Source organism: Streptomyces sp. NPDC005866 (assembly GCF_040629895.1).
In the GTDB taxonomy this organism is placed as follows: domain Bacteria; phylum Actinomycetota; class Actinomycetes; order Streptomycetales; family Streptomycetaceae; genus Streptomyces.
The window spans coordinates 256805-274679 of the sequence record NZ_JBEXWP010000010.1 but is presented as its reverse complement, the minus strand read 5'-3'; the positions used below and the strand labels follow the sequence as shown (position 1 = coordinate 274679).

Here is a 17875-nt window from a genome sequence, read left to right as displayed (position 1 = left end):
CGTTCCCGGGTGCGGGCGCGGTTGATCTCGCGTCCGGCCATGATCTCGCCGTCGGAGGTGGTGGCGATGTTGACGATGCCCAGGTCGACGCCGAGGAAGTCGCGCGGATCGGTGTTCGGCTCGGGCTCGGGGACCTCGCAGGTCGCCAGCAGGAACCACTTGCCGTCCCGGCACAGCAGGTCCGACTCGCCCTTGCGGTACAGGGCCAGCGTGGCCAGCTGCTCCGGGGACGTGGTGAAGGCCACGTCCTTGATGCGCCCGGCCACGGACCAGATCGAGACCCGCCGTTCAGGGATCTGCCAGGACAGCATCCGGTCGTCGTACGGCTGCGCCCCTTCCGGCCGGAAGACGATCGGCTTCTCGGTGGCCTTCCGGTACCGCTTCGAGCCGGGCCTGCCCAGATTCCCCGCCGTCAGGTTCGCCTTCAGCGTGGCGTACGCGTCACATGTCTTCTTGATCACATGCTGGGCGGCCTGCGCCCCCAGCCCCCACCGCACCTTGACCTCGCCGTAGGTGTGCTCACGCAGCGCGAAGTTCCGCTTCACGTCCTTCTCGAACGCCACACCGCTGGCCCAGGTGGCTGCCTCGTTGCAGGCGCGCAGAGTCGCCTCAAGCGCCGCCGCCTGCCCGGGCGTCGGCACCAGTCTCACCTGCACGGTCAGCTTCACGATCACCCAACGTACACACACGTACGACCACCCGCTGCACGTTCCCCCTTGATCACCCGACCGGGTGAACCCCAACACCGCGCACCCTCCGGCTCCGCCGGAGACGACACCCGGCCGCTCCGCGACCGTGCGCCCAGCAGCGATACCGCGGCGCTCCGCGCCGCAACCACAAAGATGCGATTCCTCCCGGGGCTGAAGCCCTGGGGTTCCTCGCAAGAGCACGCTGAATTCCTGACGCCGCAGGCGGCGGGCGACACCGTGTCGCCCGCCGCCTGCGGCGTCAGGGCGCTCGAGCAGCCCTCGCCGCACGCGGACCGCGGTTGCGTCACGTCGCCCAGCAGACGACCGATGTCGGCAGACCGGTGGGCTGTTCGACACCAGTACTGTGCGCCCATCGCCCGCCAGTCCCGCCTGGTACGGGGACAGAAGAAGCTGATCGCGGACCGTACGGTGCTCAAGGTCCCCCGGGGCCACACGTCATGCGCGGCGTCGTCCATCTTGTCCTCCCCACGGCGCATCCTGCGGTCCGGCGACAGGCGGCCAGGGCGTTCCCAGCTGCCCCCTTCAGGGTCGTGGCGGCGGGCCGGCGAAGCCCGGCCGACATGGCGAACCAGCCCCATCCGCTGGGATGCAGCAGACGTTTCCACGGTCGTCTTCCGCAACCGCCGCTAGCAGAAACGGACTTGGTTCCGTCCCATCAGTAACGCGACGGATACACAGCACCATTGACGCGTTTCAGTGCTGACCTTAGGCTCGCTCGCCATCGGTTCCGGCCAGGGTTCGCACACATGGCCCCGTTCCTGACATGCGTGCGAGCGCCCGTCGTCGCTGCGATGGCGGGCAGGGTGCTGCCGCTCGACCGGAAACGCCGTTCCGCTCCGTTCCGACGACTCGGGAGAGCAAGTGAACAGACGTCGCGCGTCCGGCTGGGCCGCCTCGGTACTCGTCACCACTCTGGCGCTGACCGGCGCACTCGCCGGCCCCGCCGGCGCGTCACCGGCCGCCGCTTCCGCTCAGACCCCGACCACCGCGGTCGCCACCGCGACCGACGGCATCACGCACGAGCAGAACGACCGTGTCCCAAAGGGCTCGGTCTGGACCCAGCACTACTTCCCGTCCTCGGACGGCTCCGGTACCGAACTGCACGGCGACCTGCTGATGCCCGAAGGCGTACCCGCCATGCAAAAGGTGCCGGTCATCCTCTCCATCGGCCCGTACTTCGGGCACGCGGGCCAGACGAACCCCGAGGGCTGGACCCACACCGGTCCCTCGAATCGCTTCCAGGACTTCATCGAGGGCAGCGACCTCTTCGCCCACGGCTACGCGTTCCTCATGGTCGACCTGCGCGGCTTCGGCGGCTCGACCGGCTGCCTCGACTGGGGCGGTCCCGGTGAGCAGGCCGACGTGAAGGCCGCGATCAACTGGGCCGCGAGCCAGCCGTGGTCGACCGGCTCGGTGGGCATGTACGGCAAGTCCTACGACGCCGTCACCGGCCTCATCGGCAACGACCTGAAGCAGTCCGCGCTGAAGGCCGTTGTCGCCGGGGAGCCCCTCTGGGACATGTACCAGTACATCTACTCCAACGGCGTCCCCCGCCCGAACGTCACCGGAACCGCGAATGCCTACAACGGCATTGCCTCGATGGCCCCGCTGTCGGACGACGACGGGCACTATCAGGCGAACGCCCGGTACGAGGAAACCCACCCCGGGTGCCTGACCGAGAACTCGGCCGGATACCGGATATCCGACCAGAACGACCCGTTCTGGACCTCCCGTGACCTGGCCAAGATGGCTCGGGGCACCAACACGCCGCTCTTCGTCACCCAGGGCTTCATCGAGAACAACACCAAGCCCGAGGAGATGCAGGAGTACCTCACCAACCACAAGGGCCCCGAGCGCGGTTGGGTCGGCCAGTGGGACCACGTGCGTGGTGGCGACCGGGTGAGCGACGGTCGCCTGGCCATGGGCCGCGAGGGCTGGTACGACGAGACGCTGTCCTTCTACGACCAGTACCTCAAGGGAGTTCGGCCCTCGGTCCACTACCCGACGTACTCCGTCGAGGACTCCACCGGTCACTGGCGGGCCCAGGGCACCTGGCCGGTGGTGGAGCGCAACGTCACCGTCCCGCTGGGGAGGGGCGTTTACGTTGACGACGGCGGTGCCTCCGCCCGTGCCGGCCTTGCCGCAGCCGGCACGCCGGCGCCCAAGGCGGTGCAGCCGTCGGGCAACTGGGACATGGAGAACGCCCCGGCGACCGAGCAGCCGGCGCCCAGGGGACTGGCCAAGGGGATCGCGAAGAGGCAGCAGGCCGGTGAGGTCGGCTCCAGCTTCTTCGTCTGGTCGCGGCCGTTCGCCCGGGACGTACGGCTGACCGCCACACCGAACATCTCCCTGACCGCGAAGGGCGAGGGCAACGTCATGATCAAGCTGTACGACGTCGGCCCGGACGGCAAGGCCGTGATGTTCGACGAGCAGGTCTCCCTGCTGAAGGCGGGGCGGATGAGCGTCGACCTCAAGGCGACCGACTGGACGCTGGCGGCCGGGCATGTTCTGGCCGTGGAGATCGGCTCGATCCAGACGGGGTCGTGGCGTGACACCCCATCGGGTCAGACCGTCAACGTCTCGGGCGCCGTGCTGAGGCTGTCCCTGGACGACCCGTCCGACGACGTGGCCACCCAGGGAGACCGCTCACCGTACCTGGACACCTACCTGCGCCAGTACACCGTGGACCTGCCTGCCGGTCCGGCATCCTTCACCGTGGCGCCCGGCGGGCACATCTGATCCCACGCCCACCGGCCGGCGCCGGACGGCACGGCTCCCGACCCCACTCCGGAGCACCGTCCGGCACCGGCCCAGGCGCCGGGCGACGTCTACCCCGATCAGTGCCTCGTTGTCCTGCGGGGCAGTCGGTCTGTGCTGAGGAGTGATCTCCAGGCGCCTCGGGTGCTCAAAGAGCCCACCAGCAGAACAAGTGCAGACCCGCCGATCGCGCTCGGCTGGCCAGTCCGGCAAGCTGGACCAGCACGTCGAGCGCGGTCTCAAGGGTGACTCCGTACTGCAGCAGTTCATCGGTCTCGGACCAAGGTCCGGCGGCTTCAGTCAGGGAAGCACGCGTGGCCGATGCCAGCGCTTCTTGCAGGGTGTCGGAGAGGCTGACGATGAATGCGCTCTCGGCTTCCGGAGACGACAGGAGCTGTCCTGAGCGGGGACGCTCGGATGCCTCGTCATGGGTGCACCCGGTGAGGATGGCTTCCAGACGAGCCATCACGACGACCGGATCTATCCCTTTGAGCGGCACGACGTCGAAGATCGACGGGTCCGGGCCACCGGGCTGGTCAAGCACGCCAACAGCCACGTCGTCGCTGGAAGCCGAGAAATAGTCGCACATCACCATGGCCGGAATCTTCGCATCCAGGGCGGACGAGGACGCGCGCGGCAGTTTCGGGTGAGCGTCAGACGTGGCCTTGGCACGCCGAACCGGGTGCCCGAAGCCGGCTAAGGCGGCAGCGGACGGTTGGTCTTTTTGCCTGGGTCGTAACCGCGGGCGTCGTTCCCGACGGCCGATGCCGCTTTGAGTGACTGCGAGTCGATGCTCACGGCCACCGCCCGGAGAGCTTTGCCCCTCTCGCGGCGGATCCGCGTGGGGAGGCGCTCGCGGATCTGGCCGACCACCTCGCAGGCGGCCCAGCGGGCCATGAACCCCGAGACCGTGCACCAGGTCGGGAAATCCGCAGGCAGGGCCCGCGATGTGCAGCCAGTGTCGACGACATAGCGGATCGCGTCGACGATCTCCCGACGGGGATGCTTCTCCGGCCGGCCACCCTTGGCGGTTTCACGGGCCGCCCTCGGCAGCAGCGGTTCCATCAGGGCCCACTGTTCGTCGGTGGTGTCCTGTGCGAGGGATAGCGGGGACGACGCATGGCACTTCACCTCTGGCGCGCCGCAGGTCAGGAGCCAGCTGGTCGACGATGTGCTTGACCCACTTGTCGTTCGGGTGGGCGGCGGCATGCGGGCGACGGTTCCGGTGATGACCGGCGGAACTCGGTCGGCTTCTCCCGGACCACCGCCCGTTCGTATGCCTCCAGCGCGGCCTGGTCGGCGCCCAGCTGACAGCCGACGGTGTGGGTCCACATCAGCGGTGGCCAACCCCGCTCCGTGTCCACGTCCCGCAGGGCGGTCAGCCTGGATCTGACCTGGTGGGGAGAGAGGTCGGTGGCCCGCACCAGCTGGTGGCCAGTCCAGGCCGGCGGGACGCGCTTCGAACAGCACGAAGCGGGTGGTGTCGGCATGCCGCCGGGCCGCGTCGCGGCGAGGAGCGGGGCATGGCCTACGCGCGCTTCAGCAGGCGGGCGAACTCGTCGTCCGTGTCGCCCCTGCCGGTCTCGACGGCCTGCTCGATCCAGTCGAGCGTCGCCCGCACCTTGGCGGTGTTCTGCTGCACGATCGTGCGTTCGTCCGTCCCGCTCAGCGTGCGGTCGAGCAGGCCGAGAACGGTGCGGTCGGCCACGGCGACGAAGGAATGGCGGTCGGTCACCAGGTCGGACCCGCCCTGCGCATGCCGCGCGCATGCACCCGAACGGAACTAGGCCGGGCGAAAGTGTTCAAAGGGAAGGAAGTTGCCGTGTTGCGGTCGGAGGCGGGACGGTCATGCGCGGCGTAATCCGCGCAACCTCCTACCGGCTCCCGCCCTGGTCCTCACCGACTGTCCCTACCGGGCAGGTCGCGGCCGGACTGCTGGCAACAGGCGGTGGCACCCTTCCCCTTGCCCTGAGGGCAGCGGTGCGCCGACCAGGCATCGTCCGGCGTATCAACCAGCAGCAGATCGCGCTCTTCTTGGACTACCTGCGCCGGTGCAAGACGGCCCAGGAGGTGAAGTTGCGGAGACTCGGGGAAAAAGTTGCAGCAGACGATGGGAGGTTGCCGTGGGTGGAGATCTGGAACTGGGCGAGTTGCTGACCGCTGCCGAGGCGGCGTCGCCCGGTGAGTCCGTCGACGTGATAGCACACGACCTGCGCAAGCGGTTCGGCGCGGAGCGTGTGTCCTTCCTGTTCGTCGACCTCATCGGCCAGCGGTTGATACGGCTCGCCGCGGCCGGCGGTGACTTCGCGGACCATAACGAGATAATCGACCTGCAGGGCAGTGTCTACGACAGCGTTCTGCAGAGCCAGCGCCAGCATGTGGGACCGGACGGCCAGGGCGGACGGTGCGTCATCACACCGGTCAGCAACCGCGGCGACTGCATTGGTGTCCTGGAGGTGACCTTGCAGTCCGCCGACGACACCGTGCTCCGACAGGTCCGCGACGCGGCACACGCGCTGGCCTACATCATCGTCACGGACCGCCGCTTTACTGATCTGTACCATCTGGGCCGGCGCACCACGGAGACCAGCCTGGCCGCGGAGATCCAGCACCAGCTGCTTCCCTCGGCTCCATGCTGCGAGGCGGACCAGTTCACCCTCGCCGCCGGACTGGTCCCGGCCGACGACATCGGTGGTGACACCTACGACTACACCCTCGACCGCGACACCCTGCACCTGTCCATCACCGACGCCATGGGCCATGACACGAACTCCGCCCTGCTGGCCACCTTGCTGGTCGGTGCGTTGCGGCGGGCACGCCGCAGTGGCTGTGACGCCCTCAAGCAAGCCCACCACGCCCACCAGGCCCTGCTGAGCCACAGCCGCGGCCTGGCCACCGGGCAGTTGCTGTGCGTCGACGTCGAAACGGGCCTGTGTGAACTGGTCAACGCCGGCCACCCCTGGCCGCTACGACTGCGCGACGGCACCGTCGAAGAGGTCAAACTCGCCGTCAACCTACCGTTCGGTGTGGCGGCACCCGCCTCCTATCAGATTCAGGAACTGCAGTTGCGTCCCGGCGACCGCTTGATCCTGCTCACCGACGGAATGCAGGAGCGCGGTGCCGCAGCCGTCGACCTGGCCTCGGTCGTTCACGACACCAGGGCGCTGCATCCAAGGGAAGCTGTCCGAAGCCTGACCAACGCGGTGCTGGACGCCTGCCATGGCAACCTCAAGGACGATGCCACGGTTCTGATACTGGACTGGCACGGCAGTCGTCGCCCACCGGCCGACACCAGACTGGGCCCGCAGCGATGAGCCGAAGCGCGCCACCGTGAGTCCTCACCGAGGGCAACGCCCGGTGACGTTTCTCCCGACCGAGGCGGCTTGCATGGCCGAGCGCGCCGCCGTGCATTCCCCCTTCCGACCCGCGTCACGCCCCCCGGGGTTGGTGACCACTCCCCGGGTGTCACTTGCTCGGTGCCGCGTGCGCGGGCATCCCGCCCGACCGGTCGTGTCCTGGCATCCGCGCCCAGCTGGCCATTACCGGCAGGTCGCTCACCCTCAGCTCAACCTCGCGCGAACGCCGTGCGGCCGATTCGGGTTGCAGCGCCGGCATGGGCGCAGGGTAAGGGGGTAAGCGCCCAAGGCCGCTCGCGACGCCGACGGTCGGCTGCGCCCGCCGGCCCCACCGAGTCCGTGCCGCGCACGATGCGGCTCGTCGGCCTCGACGAGATCATCGACTGCTACCCCACCCTCTGCCACGCCCTGAACTGACACCCCACTGCGCACGCAGCGCGCTCCTCGTGGTGTAGGCGGGGTCTGAGAGGGTTACCCGGAGGATATGGCGAGGTTGCATCTTCCAGGGCGTAAAGCGCACCACGGCAGCGACGAGGCGCAGGCACGCCAAGCGCCGACAGCTGAGGACGTGGGGCCGGGTCCCGAGGTGGAGCGCCGGGCACCGGACACACCGACGAAGCTGCCCAAGCGGGCCTGGACTGCCGTGTTCAAGGGCGCCCTGCGGGAGTTCAAGGAAGATGAGCTGACCGATCGCGCCGCGGCATTGACGTATTACGGGGTGCTGTCGCTATTCCCGGCGCTGCTGGTGCTCGTGTCGCTGCTGGGTATCACCGGCAAGTCGGCGACCGACTCGCTGCTGGCCAACATCAGGAAACTTGCCCCCGGCTCGGCCAAGGACATCATCACCCGGGCTGTGGAGCAGTTGCAGAGCGACGCCGGCGTCGGTTCCGTCATGGCGATTGTTGGCATTGCGCTGGCGGTGTGGTCGGCCTCCGGCTATGTGGCCGCGTTCATTCGCGCGGCGAATGCCGTCTACGACATGCCGGAGGGCCGCCCGGTGTGGAAGATCCTTCCGGTGCGGGTCGGTGTCACCGTCGTGCTGATGGTGCTGGCGGTGGCCAGTGCGCTGATCGTGGTCTTCACCGGCGGTCTGGCCCGCCAGGCCGGTACCGCGCTCGGGATCGGGGACACGGCGCTGACGGTGTGGTCGATCGCCAAGTGGCCCGTCCTGGTCGTCCTCGTCACCCTCATGATCGCGATCCTGTACTGGGCGAGCCCGAACGCGAAGGTGAAGGGGTTCAGGTGGATCACCCCGGGGAGCTTCCTCGCTCTGGTGATCTGGATGATCGCCTCGGCCGCCTTCGCGTTCTACGTCGCGAACTTCGCGTCCTACAACAAGACCTACGGCACCATGGCCGGCGTCATCGTCTTCCTCGTCTGGCTGTGGATCACCAACCTGGCCATCCTGCTGGGGCTGGAGTTCGACGCCGAGACCGTACGCCAGCGGGCCGTCGCGGGCGGCCTGCCACCCGACACCGAGCCGTACACCCAGCCCCGCGACACCCGGAAGTGGGACGAGGAGGACCGACGCCGGCTGGGTGACGTGTGACCCGCCGCCGTTGATCTTGAAGTGGAAAACTCGAACCCACGGCCTCTTGCCAGGGAGCGTAGGACGTCCAGCGCCGCGTACGCGTCGCCAAGGGCACGGTGGCCGCCGTCCAGCGGCAGGAAGTCCGGCATGTGCTCCCAGTCGGAGCGCTTGCGCCTGATGCACCCCCAGGATCCGCGACCGCTCAGGTGCTGCGGATCGGCCCCTACCCTCGGCAGTCGGCCACCGGTGACGGTCTTGTCATGCTCCGGCTTGTAGGCGATGAGCTTCCGCCCGCCGACGACCCGTAGCACCTCCGGCAGCACCTGGTCCCATGTCGGCGTGTCCGTGACCATCGCGTCACTGATCCCATGAACGGCGAAGGCGCCCTCGGTCACCGGCGGCTGCGGATCGACCAGCGTCTCCAGGAGAATCTCGCCAGAAGCGGCGTCCACCACCGCGACCTGCATGACCCGCCCCACAGGGCATGGGTCTCGGTGGCCGGCACGCAGGCCACGCCGGGTTGCAGCATCCGACGCGCCCAGTGGATGCACTCGCCCTGCGCGCTGAGCAGCTGGATGCCTTCGGCGAAGCGGGACGCGAACTGGTTGCCGGCGAGCAGCGCGGCGACGTCGTCCCACGACGGGGTGCCGTCGAGGCCCGGCTCCCAGTCGATCAGCCATAGGTCGTCGAGGTTGGCGAAGCGCGTCCACGCCGGCAGGCCGAAGGTCTCGCGCAGCTCGTCGACGAAGGCGCGGACGACAGCGGCCGCTTCGGCGCGAGCTGGGCGAAGGCCCGCAGCGGCACCTGGGCGACCCGTTGCTCTGGCCCGTGCACCTCGGTGCCTGTCTCCGCGGCGAGGACGCGCAATGACCGGCGTTCGGTGCGGACCGGGACGCGGCCATGGAGCTGTACCGCGCGCTCTCCGCGACCAATGAATGGCCGGTGTTCAGCGTGGCGCTGCGCTCGGGTCACCATCCACGTCGTCTACCGCTATCGCGACGGCGAGTACGGCGTGGACCACCTGATCCGTCACCCGGCCTGGCGGTGGCGGAGACCCTCGCCGTGATCGACGGCCACTTCATGGGGCCTGGCCTGGCCTGGACGGAGTTGCTGTCCGCCGCCCGGCGCGGCATCGGCGGGCGTCGTCGACATCGACGCCCGCCTCCTGCTGCTCTTCCCGGCACTCGGCGACGCGCTGCTCCCCGACGACGTACGCCTAGGGCGTCGCCAGCGCGGCCTGACTCGGCCAGCAGGCATTCAGGCAGATTTCAGATCCGATATGACACGGTTGTCACCGTAGCTCCCGTTTTAGGGGTAGCTCAGTTCAACAGAGCGCTCGAACGAAAGCCGGGGTGGGCGCTCTGCCGTCGGACGAACAGGAGCGTGCAGATGGGCGAACCGGAGATCACCAGCGACTTCGACGCACCGCGTGTGGCGAGCACGACGAAGTCCGTGGTGAAGAAGCTTCCTGAGGTCACCCTGGCGTTCTGGATCATGAAGATCGCCGCGACGACTCTCGGGGAGACGGCAGGCGACCTCTTCGCGCAGACGTTGAAGCTGGGCTACTTCCTCACCACGATCGCCCTGTTCGGGATCTTCGTGGTCACCCTGGTGGTCCAGCTGCGGTCCAATCGCTACAACCCGTTCTTCTACTGGACGGTGATCCTGTCGACCAGCATGGCCGGGACCACGATGTCCGACTTCATGAACCGCGACGCCAGCGCTAAGTACCTGTCGTCGGGCGCGACTTCCCTGGGGTGGGGACCGCAAGGGCTCGGGATGGGCTACCCCGCCGGTGCCGCGATCCTCATCTCGTTGCTCCTGTCGATCTTCCTGGTCTGGAAGCTGAGCGGGATGACATTCCAGATCCGCGACATCGTCACCTTCCGTGGCGAGGTGCTGTTCTGGTCGGCGATCCTCGTGTCCAACACGCTCGGCACCTCCATGGGTGACTTCCTGTCCGACAGTTCCGGCCTCGGCTACGCCGGTGCCGCGCTCCTGGTGACCGGGCTGCTCCTGGTGCTCGTCGTGCTGATGAAGGTTCCCGCAGTGCCGAACGTGGCGCTGTTCTGGATCGGCTTCGTCCTCACCCGCCCTCTCGGCGCCACCGCGGGGGACTTCCTCACCAAACCCGTCGCCAAGGGCGGCCTGAACCTCGGTACCTTGGGATCTTCCGCCGTCCTCCTCGGGGTTCTCCTCGGCATGATGGCCTACGCCCACCGGCGCGAGCGCAAGGCTCTCGCCGCACAAGCCCAGCCCGAGCGGGTCGGCGGGTGGGCAGGCTGACCCATGACTCGTCCGGAAGTACTGGTCAGGAGGGGTACAGCCGTGTGAGGAATTGGGAGTTGGCGCGCAAGCCGGGCCCGGTCGAGAGCGGGTTGAGCGAAGGGCGCCTGACGGGTGAAAACCCAGGTCAGGCGCCCTTTCGCATGTGTCTAGAAGAAGCCCAGCTTCTTCGGCGAGTAGCTCACCAGCAGATTCTTCGTCTGCTGGCCGTACGGACCGGGTGAGCCGTTGACCAGCCTGAATGGCGGCCATGGAGAAGGCTGGATGGAGGCCGGTCCGCATACGGTCCGGATCTTGGTCGCCGATGTCGTCGCGATGTCATCGCCGCGGTCCGCCTCTGCTGCCCGGCACCTGGAGCAGACGCCGGCGGCACATGTGCTTCCAGTGGAGCGGCCGTGGTGAGGGCGACGGGAAGCGAAACCCTGATGCTCCGGGCACGGGCAAGCTGCCACGGCGGGAAGCCGAAGCCCCGGGGGAGAGGGGTCGGGTTGCCGTACCGGGGAGCATCCCCGCGTGCGTTTCGATCCGGCCATGGAGACCACTGGCCAGGCGCACGGTACTGCTCGACTCGTTCCGGGGTCGTGTGGACTCCTGAAGACCTGGCGGTGGCCGCGTGCCGGTTCGGACGAGTTGAGCTGTTGCCGCGAGACGCATGCGCTCCCGCCTCACGGAAAGTCACGGAACCGCGGGGGCTTCCCTCAGTGCAACAGTCCTCGTACGGCGTCGAAAGCCGCCGCCACCGTCGCCGGATCCGCCCCGGGGCGGGCCAGCGCGCTCATGGGGATCGGGGTGACCGGGGGCAGCAGCCCCTCACAGGGGGTCAGGCCGTCCGGTGCCGGGCCGACCGCGGCGAGCAGAGCCACGCCCTGGCCCGTGCGGGCGATGTCGAGGACGCCGGCCAGATATCCCGCGTCGCCGACGACCGTGGCCTGCACCCCGTGCGCGGCAAGCGTCGCTATGGCCCGGCGGCGGATCGCACAGGGGTCCTCGATGGCGACCAGCGGCACGGGAGCCGGCGCGGTCGGCGGCTCCCAGCCGGGCGTTGCGTGCCAGAGCAGGGGAAGGCCGCCGACCGGCGTGCCCTCGGTGGCCGCGGCCTCCGTGACGTACACCGCGACATCCACGCTCCCCCGCTCCACGGCCTCGACCAGCCGCGCCGAACGGTCGATGCGGAACCGCACCCGGCAGCCGGGCCGCACTTCCTGGACGGCAGCGGTGAGGCGAGGCAGGAACTGGTCGGCGGCGTGCTCGGTGGAACCGATGGTGACGGTGTCGCCGTCCACGTCGAGCAGGGCGCGCACCGCCTCGTCGTGGACGGCGAGGATGCGCCGGGCCTGCTCGACGAGAAGGCGCCCCTGAGGGGTGAAGCGCATGCCCCGGCCCTCACGTTCGACGACCGGAGCCCCTAGCGTCTTCTCCAGTCGGCGTACATGCTGGCTGACCGCGGACTGGCTGAGCGTGAGAGAGCGGGCCGCGCGGTGGAAGCCGCCGCAGTCGGCTATCGCGGTCAGGCTGCGCAGGGCCACGATGTCGAGGACAGGTTGGGGCATACGGCGACCGTAGCCCGTATCCGGCATCGATCGCGATTGCTGATCGGTTTCGATGCGGAATCGTCGTTGGACGTGGTCCGTCCCGGCCGGTCATGATGAGTGCATGGTTCCCGCGACCGCTTTTGCTGCCCTTCTGACGCAGCGCCGAGTCATCGACTTCGGCGTGGCGTGCAGCGCGCGCTGTCGTTGATCTCCGCCGCGTACCGGCGTTCCCGTTCTCCGCACCGGCGCTCCCGCCGGGCCTGAGCTGATCACGTCTCCCTTGTTCTGACACGTGTCGGCGTCCCCTCCTGCTCTTCACGCGTCCGTTCCCCCTGCCCCGAAACGGGAGTTGCTTCCCCATGCCCTCCTCTCCTTCCCCCTCGCCTTCCAACTCCTGGGACGAACCCGAAGGCCTCGCCGCGCGCGGCACGCTCACCGTGCTGTCCGGGCGGGGCGAACACGGGGGCGTGTACGAGCGGTTCGGCCGCCGTCTCGCCTTCGACGCCTACCGGGTGCGCGCCCTCGGCGACGCCTCCGCGGACCCCTCCGTGCTCGACGAGGCGGCCAAGCTCCTCGCCGACGAGTCGCTGCCCGGTCCCAAGGTGCTCGTCGGTTCGGACACGGGCGCCCGGTACGCCGCTCGGCTCGCCGCCGAGCAGACCGCGGGCGTCGACGCGCTGATCCTGGCGGGTCTGCCCACCGGCGCCTGGGAATCCGGAGGTTGGGAGAACGAGGTCGAGGCACGCACCGCCTGCCCCACCCACCAGGGACACCTCACCAACGACCCTCGCTTCCGGCGCGGCGTTCTCGACGAGCCGCCCGTCCTGCCGGAACTGCGCCTGGATCTCGCAGGCGTTCCCGTGCTGGCCCTGCACGGCACGGACGACGCGGTGAGCCCGCTCGACCGGGCGCTCAGCGCCTACGAGGGCCACACGGCCGTACGGGTCGTGACCTTCAACGGCGGTCGGCACGACGTCCTCAACGACGCGCTGCACCGCACAGCCGCCGCCACGGTCGTGCGCTTCCTGGAACGACTGCGCCTCTCGCCCGAGCTGCCCGCGATCGCGGAGGGTCTCGTATGAGCGCCCGCGTGACGACGACGGTCACCGAGCTGCGCGAGCTGCTCGTCTCGGACCGGCCGCCGGTGGTGCTCGACGTCCGCTGGGCGCTCGGTGACCCGCACGGCCGTGATCACTACGCCCACGGGCACATCCCGAGCGCGGTGTACGTCCACCTCGACACCGATCTCGCCGCGCCACCGAGCCCGCAGGCGGGCCGCCATCCGCTGCCGGACCTCGCACAGTTGCAGACGGCGGCCCGCCGATGGGGCCTTCGTGACAGTCAACCGGTCGTCGTCTACGACGATCTGGGCAACGCGGCGGCGGCCCGCGCCTGGTGGCTCCTGCGGTACGCCGGAAAAACTGATGTGACCTTGCTGGACGGGGCGTTGGGGGCCTGGCGGGCGGCGGGACTGCCGCTGGAGACCGGAGTGCCGACCGCTCCGGCGCCGGGTGACGTCGTGCTGAAACCGGGCGGACTGCCGGTCACCGACGCCGACGGCGCAGCCGAACTCGCCCGTCGCGGACTGTTGTTGGACGCCCGTGCCGCCGAGCGGTACCGGGGCGAGGTGGAGCCCGTGGACCCGCGGGCGGGACACATCCCGGGAGCGATCTCGGCGCCGACCGGGGAGAACCTCGCGGCGGACGGGACGTTCCTGCCGCCCGAGGTGCTGCGCAAGCGGTTCGAGGAGCTCGGCGCCGGTGCCGGGTCCCGGATCGGCGTGTACTGCGGTTCCGGAGTCACCGCGGCCCACCAGATCGCCGCGCTCGCCCTCGCCGGCTTCGAGGCGACGCTCTTCCCCGGCTCCTGGTCCGCCTGGTCCGCCGATCCCGCCCGCTCGGCCGCGACCGGTCCGCTGCCGTCCTGAGGCGACGCGAGAGGAATCCCCGCACATGACGACGAAACCGCTCGACGCGGCGGCCACCCCGGCCCTGCCGCGCCCCCACGCCCTGACCGACAAGGCGCCGCCGACTGCCCGGGTGACCATCCGGGGCACCGCCCGCACCACCCGCCGCTTCCGGGTGCCCCGCTCCGTGCGCCGGACGGCCGGACCCGTGGGCCTGGTCCTGCTGTGGTTCCTGACCTCGGCCACCGGTGTGCTCCCCGAGTCGGTCCTCGCGTCCCCCGTGGACGTCGTGAAGCAGGCCGTGGAGCTGACCAGGAACGGTGAACTCCCCAGCGCCATCGCCGCGTCGGGGCGCCGGGCGGCCATCGGCTTCCTCATCGGGGCGACAGTCGCCCTCAGCCTGTCCCTGCTGGCCGGGCTGTTCCGGCTCGGCGAGGACGTCATCGACTCCTCGATGGGCATGTTCCGGGCGATCCCCTGGGTGGGGCTGATCCCGCTGTTCATCGTGTGGTTCGGCATCGAGGAGACCCCGAAGATCGCGCTGGTCGCGCTCGGTGTCACCTACCCGCTGTACTTCAACATCTACGGCGGCATCCGCTCCACCGACTCCCAACTCGTCGAAGCCGCACGGATGATGGGGCTCGGTCGGCTGGGCCTGATCCGATATGTCATCCTGCCGAGCGCGCTGCCCGGGGCACTCGTGGGGCTCCGGTACGCCCTCTCCACCGCCTGGCTCGCCCTCGTCTTCGCCGAACAGGTCAACGCGGACGCGGGCCTCGGCTATCTGATGAGCAACGCGCAGCAGTACTTCCGTACGGACATCATCGTGCTCTGCCTCGCCGTCTACGCGCTGCTCGGTCTCGCCTGCGACTTCGCCGTACGCATCCTGTCGCGCCGGCTGCGGACCTGGCGGGCCAACTTCGAGGGTGAGGCATAAGAACATGACCAACAGTGTGGAAATCCGCGGGCTTTCACGGGCCTTCGACGGCAACACTGTCCTGCACGACCTCGATCTCGACCTCCGTGAGGGCGAGTTCGTGGCCCTGCTCGGGCACAGCGGCTGCGGCAAGTCGACCCTGCTGCGGATCCTCGCCGGGCTCGACGACGAGATCGGCGGCGAGGTCACCGTACCCGCCCGCCGCAGCGCGGCCTTCCAGTCGCCGCGGCTGCTGCCCTGGCTGAAGGTATGGCGCAACGTGGTCCTCGGGCTGCCCGGCCGCCCCGACCGGTCACGCGCCGAGAAGGCGCTGGACGAGGTCGGCATCGCGGACCGCGCCACCGTCTGGCCCAAGACCCTCTCCGGCGGTCAGGCCCAGCGCGTATCGCTGGCCCGCGCCCTGGTCCGCGAGCCCGAACTCCTGCTCCTGGACGAGCCGTTCGGTGCCCTCGACGCACTCACCCGGGGCAGGGTGCAGCAGCTGGTCGCCGAACTGTGGCAGCGGCACGGCTGCGCGATCCTCCTCGTCACCCACGACGTGGAGGAGGCGCTGCTGCTCGCCGACCGCGTCCTGGTGATGGACGAGGGCCGGATCGCCCACGACCTGACCGTCGGCCTGCCGCGCCCCCGCGACCTCACCGCCCCCGAGTTCGTCGCCCTGCGCGCCCGGCTCCTCGGCTGGCTCGGCGTCACCCCCGCCAACACCCCGGCCGATGCCAAGACCCTTGAAGGGACCCTCTCGTGATACGCAGACTCGCCGCCGCCGGACTCAGCCTCTCCGCCCTCCTGGCGCTGACGGCGTGTGGCGCCGACTCCGCCGCGGACACCGCCCAAAGCCAGGACGAGGTCACCCTCACCATCGGCGACCAGGCCAAGACCCTCCAGACGATCATCGCCGCCTCCGGCGCGCTGAAGGGCGCCGCGTACAAGGTGAAGTGGGCGGAGTTCCAAGGTGCGGCCCCGCTCTACCAGGCCGTGCAGGCGGGCGCCGCCGACACCGGGTACTCCGCCGACCTGCCGGCCCTCCAGGCACTCAGCGGCGGAGTGAAGTTCAAGAACGTGGCCGCACTCAAGAACGACGGCAAGCACGTCGGGATCATCGTGCGCAAGGGCTCCGGCATCGACAGCGTCAAGGACCTCAAGGGCCAGGAGGTCGTGGTGTCCTCGGCGAAGGGCAGCGTCGCCGAGTACCTGCTCGCGAACGCCCTGAAGCAGAACGGGCTCACCTACTCGGACGTGAAGGTCCAGTACCTGCTGCCGACCGACGCACAGGCCGCGTTCGCCTCGGGGAAGGTCAAGATCTGGGCGACCTTCGGCGTCTACCAGGCCGTAGGTCTCGAGCAGGGCGGCAGACTCCTCGTCGACGGCGCCGACGGGCGCGTCAGCGGCTACGGCTTCATCGGCGCCTCCGACAAGGCCCTGGCGGACCAGCAGAAGAAGACCGCCCTCGGTGACTTCCTGCGCCGCCTCGGCACGGCCCTGAAGTGGACGAGCACGCACCAGGACGCGTACGCCAAGGCCATCGAGCAGCGCAACGGCGCCGACGCCTCCGTGGCGAAGACGCTCGCCTCGGCCGCGTACAGCCAGGTTCTGCCGATCGACTCCGACGTGAACAGGACCGTCCAGGGTGTGGCCGACCTCATGAACGGCATCGGCGTCCTGGAGCCGAATGTCGACGTGGCCGAGTCCGCCGACACCTCCGTCCTCAAGTGACCTACACGGAAATCAACTGACGTTCCGAAAAAGGGAGTTCACCATGCCCGTCGAGTTCATCAGTGCCGTCCACACCGACTCCGGGGCCTCGGGCCCGGCCGCGGCGAGCCGGACCGGCTTCGACCCCGACTACCTGCGCAGGTATGCCCGTGCCCTGGACGACGGCGGCTTCGACCACACTCTGGTCGCCTACCACTCCGCCTCGCCGGACGCCTTCCAGGTCGCCCAGTTCGTCGCCACCCACACCGAACGCGTCCGCCCGATCCTGGCGCACCGGCCCGGCGTCGTCTTCCCCACGCACGCGGCCCGCGCCCTCGCGACCCTCGACCAGATCAGCGACGGCCGACTGTCGCTGCACATCATCTCCGGCGGCAGTGACGAGGAGCAGCACCGGGAGGGCGACTACCTCAACAAGACCGAGCGGTACGAGCGTTCGGACGAGTACATCCAGATCCTGCGGAAGGTGTGGACGGCCGAGGGACCCGTCTCGCACGAGGGCAAGTACTTCAAGTTCGAGGGCTACTACTCCGATGTGAAACCGTTCAACGGGCTCATCCCCGTCTCCGTGGGCGGGTCCTCACAGGACGCCTACCGGGTCGGCGGACAGCAGGGCGACATCTTCGGCCTGTGGGGCGAGCCGCTGAAGGAGACCGCCGAACAGATCGCCGCCGTCAACGCGGTCGCGGACGCCGCCGGACGCCCCCACCCCCGCATCTGGGTGTCGTTCCGACCGATCATCGCGCCCACCGACGAACTGGCCTGGGAGAAGGCGCACCGGACGCTGGGCGTGCTGAAGGACCAGGCGAAGAGCACGGAGCTGCTGCGCCACTACCGGACCACCGGGCGCCCGGCGAACGTCGGATCGCAGCGGTTGCTCGACATCGCGGAGCGCGGCGAGGTCCAGGACCGCTGCCTGTGGACCGCACCGGCGGTCGCCACCAATGCCGCGGGTGCCTCGACCGCCCTGGTCGGCTCTCCCGAGACGGTCGCCAAGGCGCTGCTCGACTATGTCGACATCGGCTGCGACCTGCTGTCGATCCGCGGCTACGACCCGCTCAACGACGCGATCGACTACGCCCGTTACGTCGTCCCGCTGGTCCGGCAGGAACTCGCCCACCGAGCCGCCGCCTCCCAGGCCGCCTGACCC

The 17875-nt window shown here is 69.4% G+C and carries 13 protein-coding genes and 3 pseudogenes; 10 read left to right on the top strand and 6 right to left on the bottom strand.

Annotated features, from left to right (window positions below; genetic code table 11):
- Window positions 1-668, bottom strand: a pseudogene (locus ABZ396_RS17835) (RNA-guided endonuclease TnpB family protein); the annotation flags it as partial.
- A 903-nt stretch (window positions 669-1571) separates the two neighbouring features.
- Here ABZ396_RS17835 and ABZ396_RS17830 point away from each other — a divergent pair.
- The gene (locus tag ABZ396_RS17830) at window positions 1572-3449 is read left to right on the top strand and encodes a CocE/NonD family hydrolase (protein WP_358925676.1); all 1878 of its coding nucleotides are present in this window, start codon (window positions 1572-1574) and stop codon (window positions 3447-3449) included.
- A gap of 166 nt (window positions 3450-3615) precedes the next feature.
- Here the strand turns inward: ABZ396_RS17830 and ABZ396_RS17825 are convergent, their stop codons facing one another.
- From ABZ396_RS17825 to ABZ396_RS17810, 4 genes and pseudogenes are all read right to left on the bottom strand, one after another.
- Window positions 3616-4062 carry a hypothetical protein gene (locus tag ABZ396_RS17825; protein WP_358925678.1) on the bottom strand — a complete coding sequence of 149 codons (447 nt, stop codon included), beginning with the start codon at window positions 4060-4062 and terminating at the stop codon, window positions 3616-3618.
- A 119-nt stretch (window positions 4063-4181) separates the two neighbouring features.
- Window positions 4182-4588, bottom strand: a pseudogene (locus tag ABZ396_RS17820) (transposase); the annotation flags it as partial.
- Window positions 4589-4626: 38 nt separating this feature from the next.
- A pseudogene (locus tag ABZ396_RS17815) lies at window positions 4627-4937 on the bottom strand (RacP protein); the annotation flags it as partial.
- Window positions 4938-4995: 58 nt separating this feature from the next.
- Window positions 4996-5202 carry a DUF6192 family protein gene (locus ABZ396_RS17810; protein ID WP_358925680.1) on the bottom strand — a complete coding sequence of 69 codons (207 nt, stop codon included), beginning with the start codon at window positions 5200-5202 and terminating at the stop codon, window positions 4996-4998.
- Between the two features lie 388 nt (window positions 5203-5590).
- On the opposite strand from ABZ396_RS17810, the gene ABZ396_RS17805 reads away from it, so the two are divergent.
- The 3 genes from ABZ396_RS17805 to ABZ396_RS17795 all read left to right on the top strand — a co-directional run bounded on the left by ABZ396_RS17805 (window position 5591) and on the right by ABZ396_RS17795 (window position 10640).
- Complete coding sequence (locus ABZ396_RS17805; protein ID WP_358925682.1) at window positions 5591-6781, top strand: PP2C family protein-serine/threonine phosphatase; 1191 nt, start codon at window positions 5591-5593, stop codon at window positions 6779-6781.
- A 526-nt stretch (window positions 6782-7307) separates the two neighbouring features.
- Window positions 7308-8372 carry a YihY/virulence factor BrkB family protein gene (locus ABZ396_RS17800; protein ID WP_358925683.1) on the top strand — a complete coding sequence of 355 codons (1065 nt, stop codon included), beginning with the start codon at window positions 7308-7310 and terminating at the stop codon, window positions 8370-8372.
- A 1371-nt stretch (window positions 8373-9743) separates the two neighbouring features.
- Window positions 9744-10640: a hypothetical protein gene (locus ABZ396_RS17795; RefSeq protein ID WP_358925685.1), complete on the top strand. Its 897-nt coding sequence runs from the start codon at window positions 9744-9746 to the stop codon at window positions 10638-10640.
- Window positions 10641-11338: 698 nt separating this feature from the next.
- Here the strand turns inward: ABZ396_RS17795 and ABZ396_RS17790 are convergent.
- Window positions 11339-12190 carry a LysR family transcriptional regulator gene (locus tag ABZ396_RS17790; RefSeq protein WP_358925687.1) on the bottom strand — a complete coding sequence of 284 codons (852 nt, stop codon included), beginning with the start codon at window positions 12188-12190 and terminating at the stop codon, window positions 11339-11341.
- 341 nt (window positions 12191-12531) lie between these two features.
- Between ABZ396_RS17790 and ABZ396_RS17785 the strand changes: the two genes are divergently transcribed.
- Genes ABZ396_RS17785 through ABZ396_RS17760 form a run of 6 tightly spaced genes read left to right on the top strand, consistent with a single transcriptional unit; the run spans window position 12532 to window position 17872 of the window.
- Window positions 12532-13254: a lysophospholipase gene (locus ABZ396_RS17785; protein ID WP_358925689.1), complete on the top strand. Its 723-nt coding sequence runs from the start codon at window positions 12532-12534 to the stop codon at window positions 13252-13254.
- On the top strand, window positions 13251-14099 hold the full coding sequence (locus ABZ396_RS17780) for a sulfurtransferase (RefSeq protein ID WP_358925691.1): 849 nt from the start codon (window positions 13251-13253) through the stop codon (window positions 14097-14099). The genes ABZ396_RS17785 and ABZ396_RS17780 overlap by 4 nt, the downstream gene beginning before the upstream one ends.
- A 25-nt stretch (window positions 14100-14124) precedes the next feature.
- The gene (locus ABZ396_RS17775; protein ID WP_358925693.1) at window positions 14125-15015 is read left to right on the top strand and encodes an ABC transporter permease; all 891 of its coding nucleotides are present in this window, start codon (window positions 14125-14127) and stop codon (window positions 15013-15015) included.
- A gap of 4 nt (window positions 15016-15019) precedes the next feature.
- Window positions 15020-15760, top strand: a complete 741-nt coding sequence (locus ABZ396_RS17770; RefSeq protein ID WP_358925695.1) for an ABC transporter ATP-binding protein — start codon at window positions 15020-15022, stop codon at window positions 15758-15760.
- Window positions 15757-16728: an ABC transporter substrate-binding protein gene (locus ABZ396_RS17765; protein WP_358925697.1), complete on the top strand. Its 972-nt coding sequence runs from the start codon at window positions 15757-15759 to the stop codon at window positions 16726-16728. Before ABZ396_RS17770 ends, ABZ396_RS17765 begins: the two co-directional genes overlap by 4 nt.
- 43 nt (window positions 16729-16771) lie before the next feature.
- On the top strand, window positions 16772-17872 hold the full coding sequence (locus ABZ396_RS17760) for an LLM class flavin-dependent oxidoreductase (protein WP_358925699.1): 1101 nt from the start codon (window positions 16772-16774) through the stop codon (window positions 17870-17872).
- Window positions 17873-17875: the final 3 nt, after the last annotated feature.

Coding starts and splice junctions, on each gene's coding strand:
- ABZ396_RS17825 (WP_358925678.1), bottom strand. CDS start 4,062: ATGGTGATGTGCGACTATTTCTCGGCTTCCAGCGACGACGTGGCTGTT.
- ABZ396_RS17800 (WP_358925683.1), top strand. CDS start 7,308: ATGGCGAGGTTGCATCTTCCAGGGCGTAAAGCGCACCACGGCAGCGAC.
- ABZ396_RS17795 (WP_358925685.1), top strand. CDS start 9,744: ATGGGCGAACCGGAGATCACCAGCGACTTCGACGCACCGCGTGTGGCG.
- ABZ396_RS17790 (WP_358925687.1), bottom strand. CDS start 12,190: ATGCCCCAACCTGTCCTCGACATCGTGGCCCTGCGCAGCCTGACCGCG.
- ABZ396_RS17785 (WP_358925689.1), top strand. CDS start 12,532: ATGCCCTCCTCTCCTTCCCCCTCGCCTTCCAACTCCTGGGACGAACCC.
- ABZ396_RS17780 (WP_358925691.1), top strand. CDS start 13,251: ATGAGCGCCCGCGTGACGACGACGGTCACCGAGCTGCGCGAGCTGCTC.
- ABZ396_RS17775 (WP_358925693.1), top strand. CDS start 14,125: ATGACGACGAAACCGCTCGACGCGGCGGCCACCCCGGCCCTGCCGCGC.
- ABZ396_RS17770 (WP_358925695.1), top strand. CDS start 15,020: ATGACCAACAGTGTGGAAATCCGCGGGCTTTCACGGGCCTTCGACGGC.
- ABZ396_RS17760 (WP_358925699.1), top strand. CDS start 16,772: ATGCCCGTCGAGTTCATCAGTGCCGTCCACACCGACTCCGGGGCCTCG.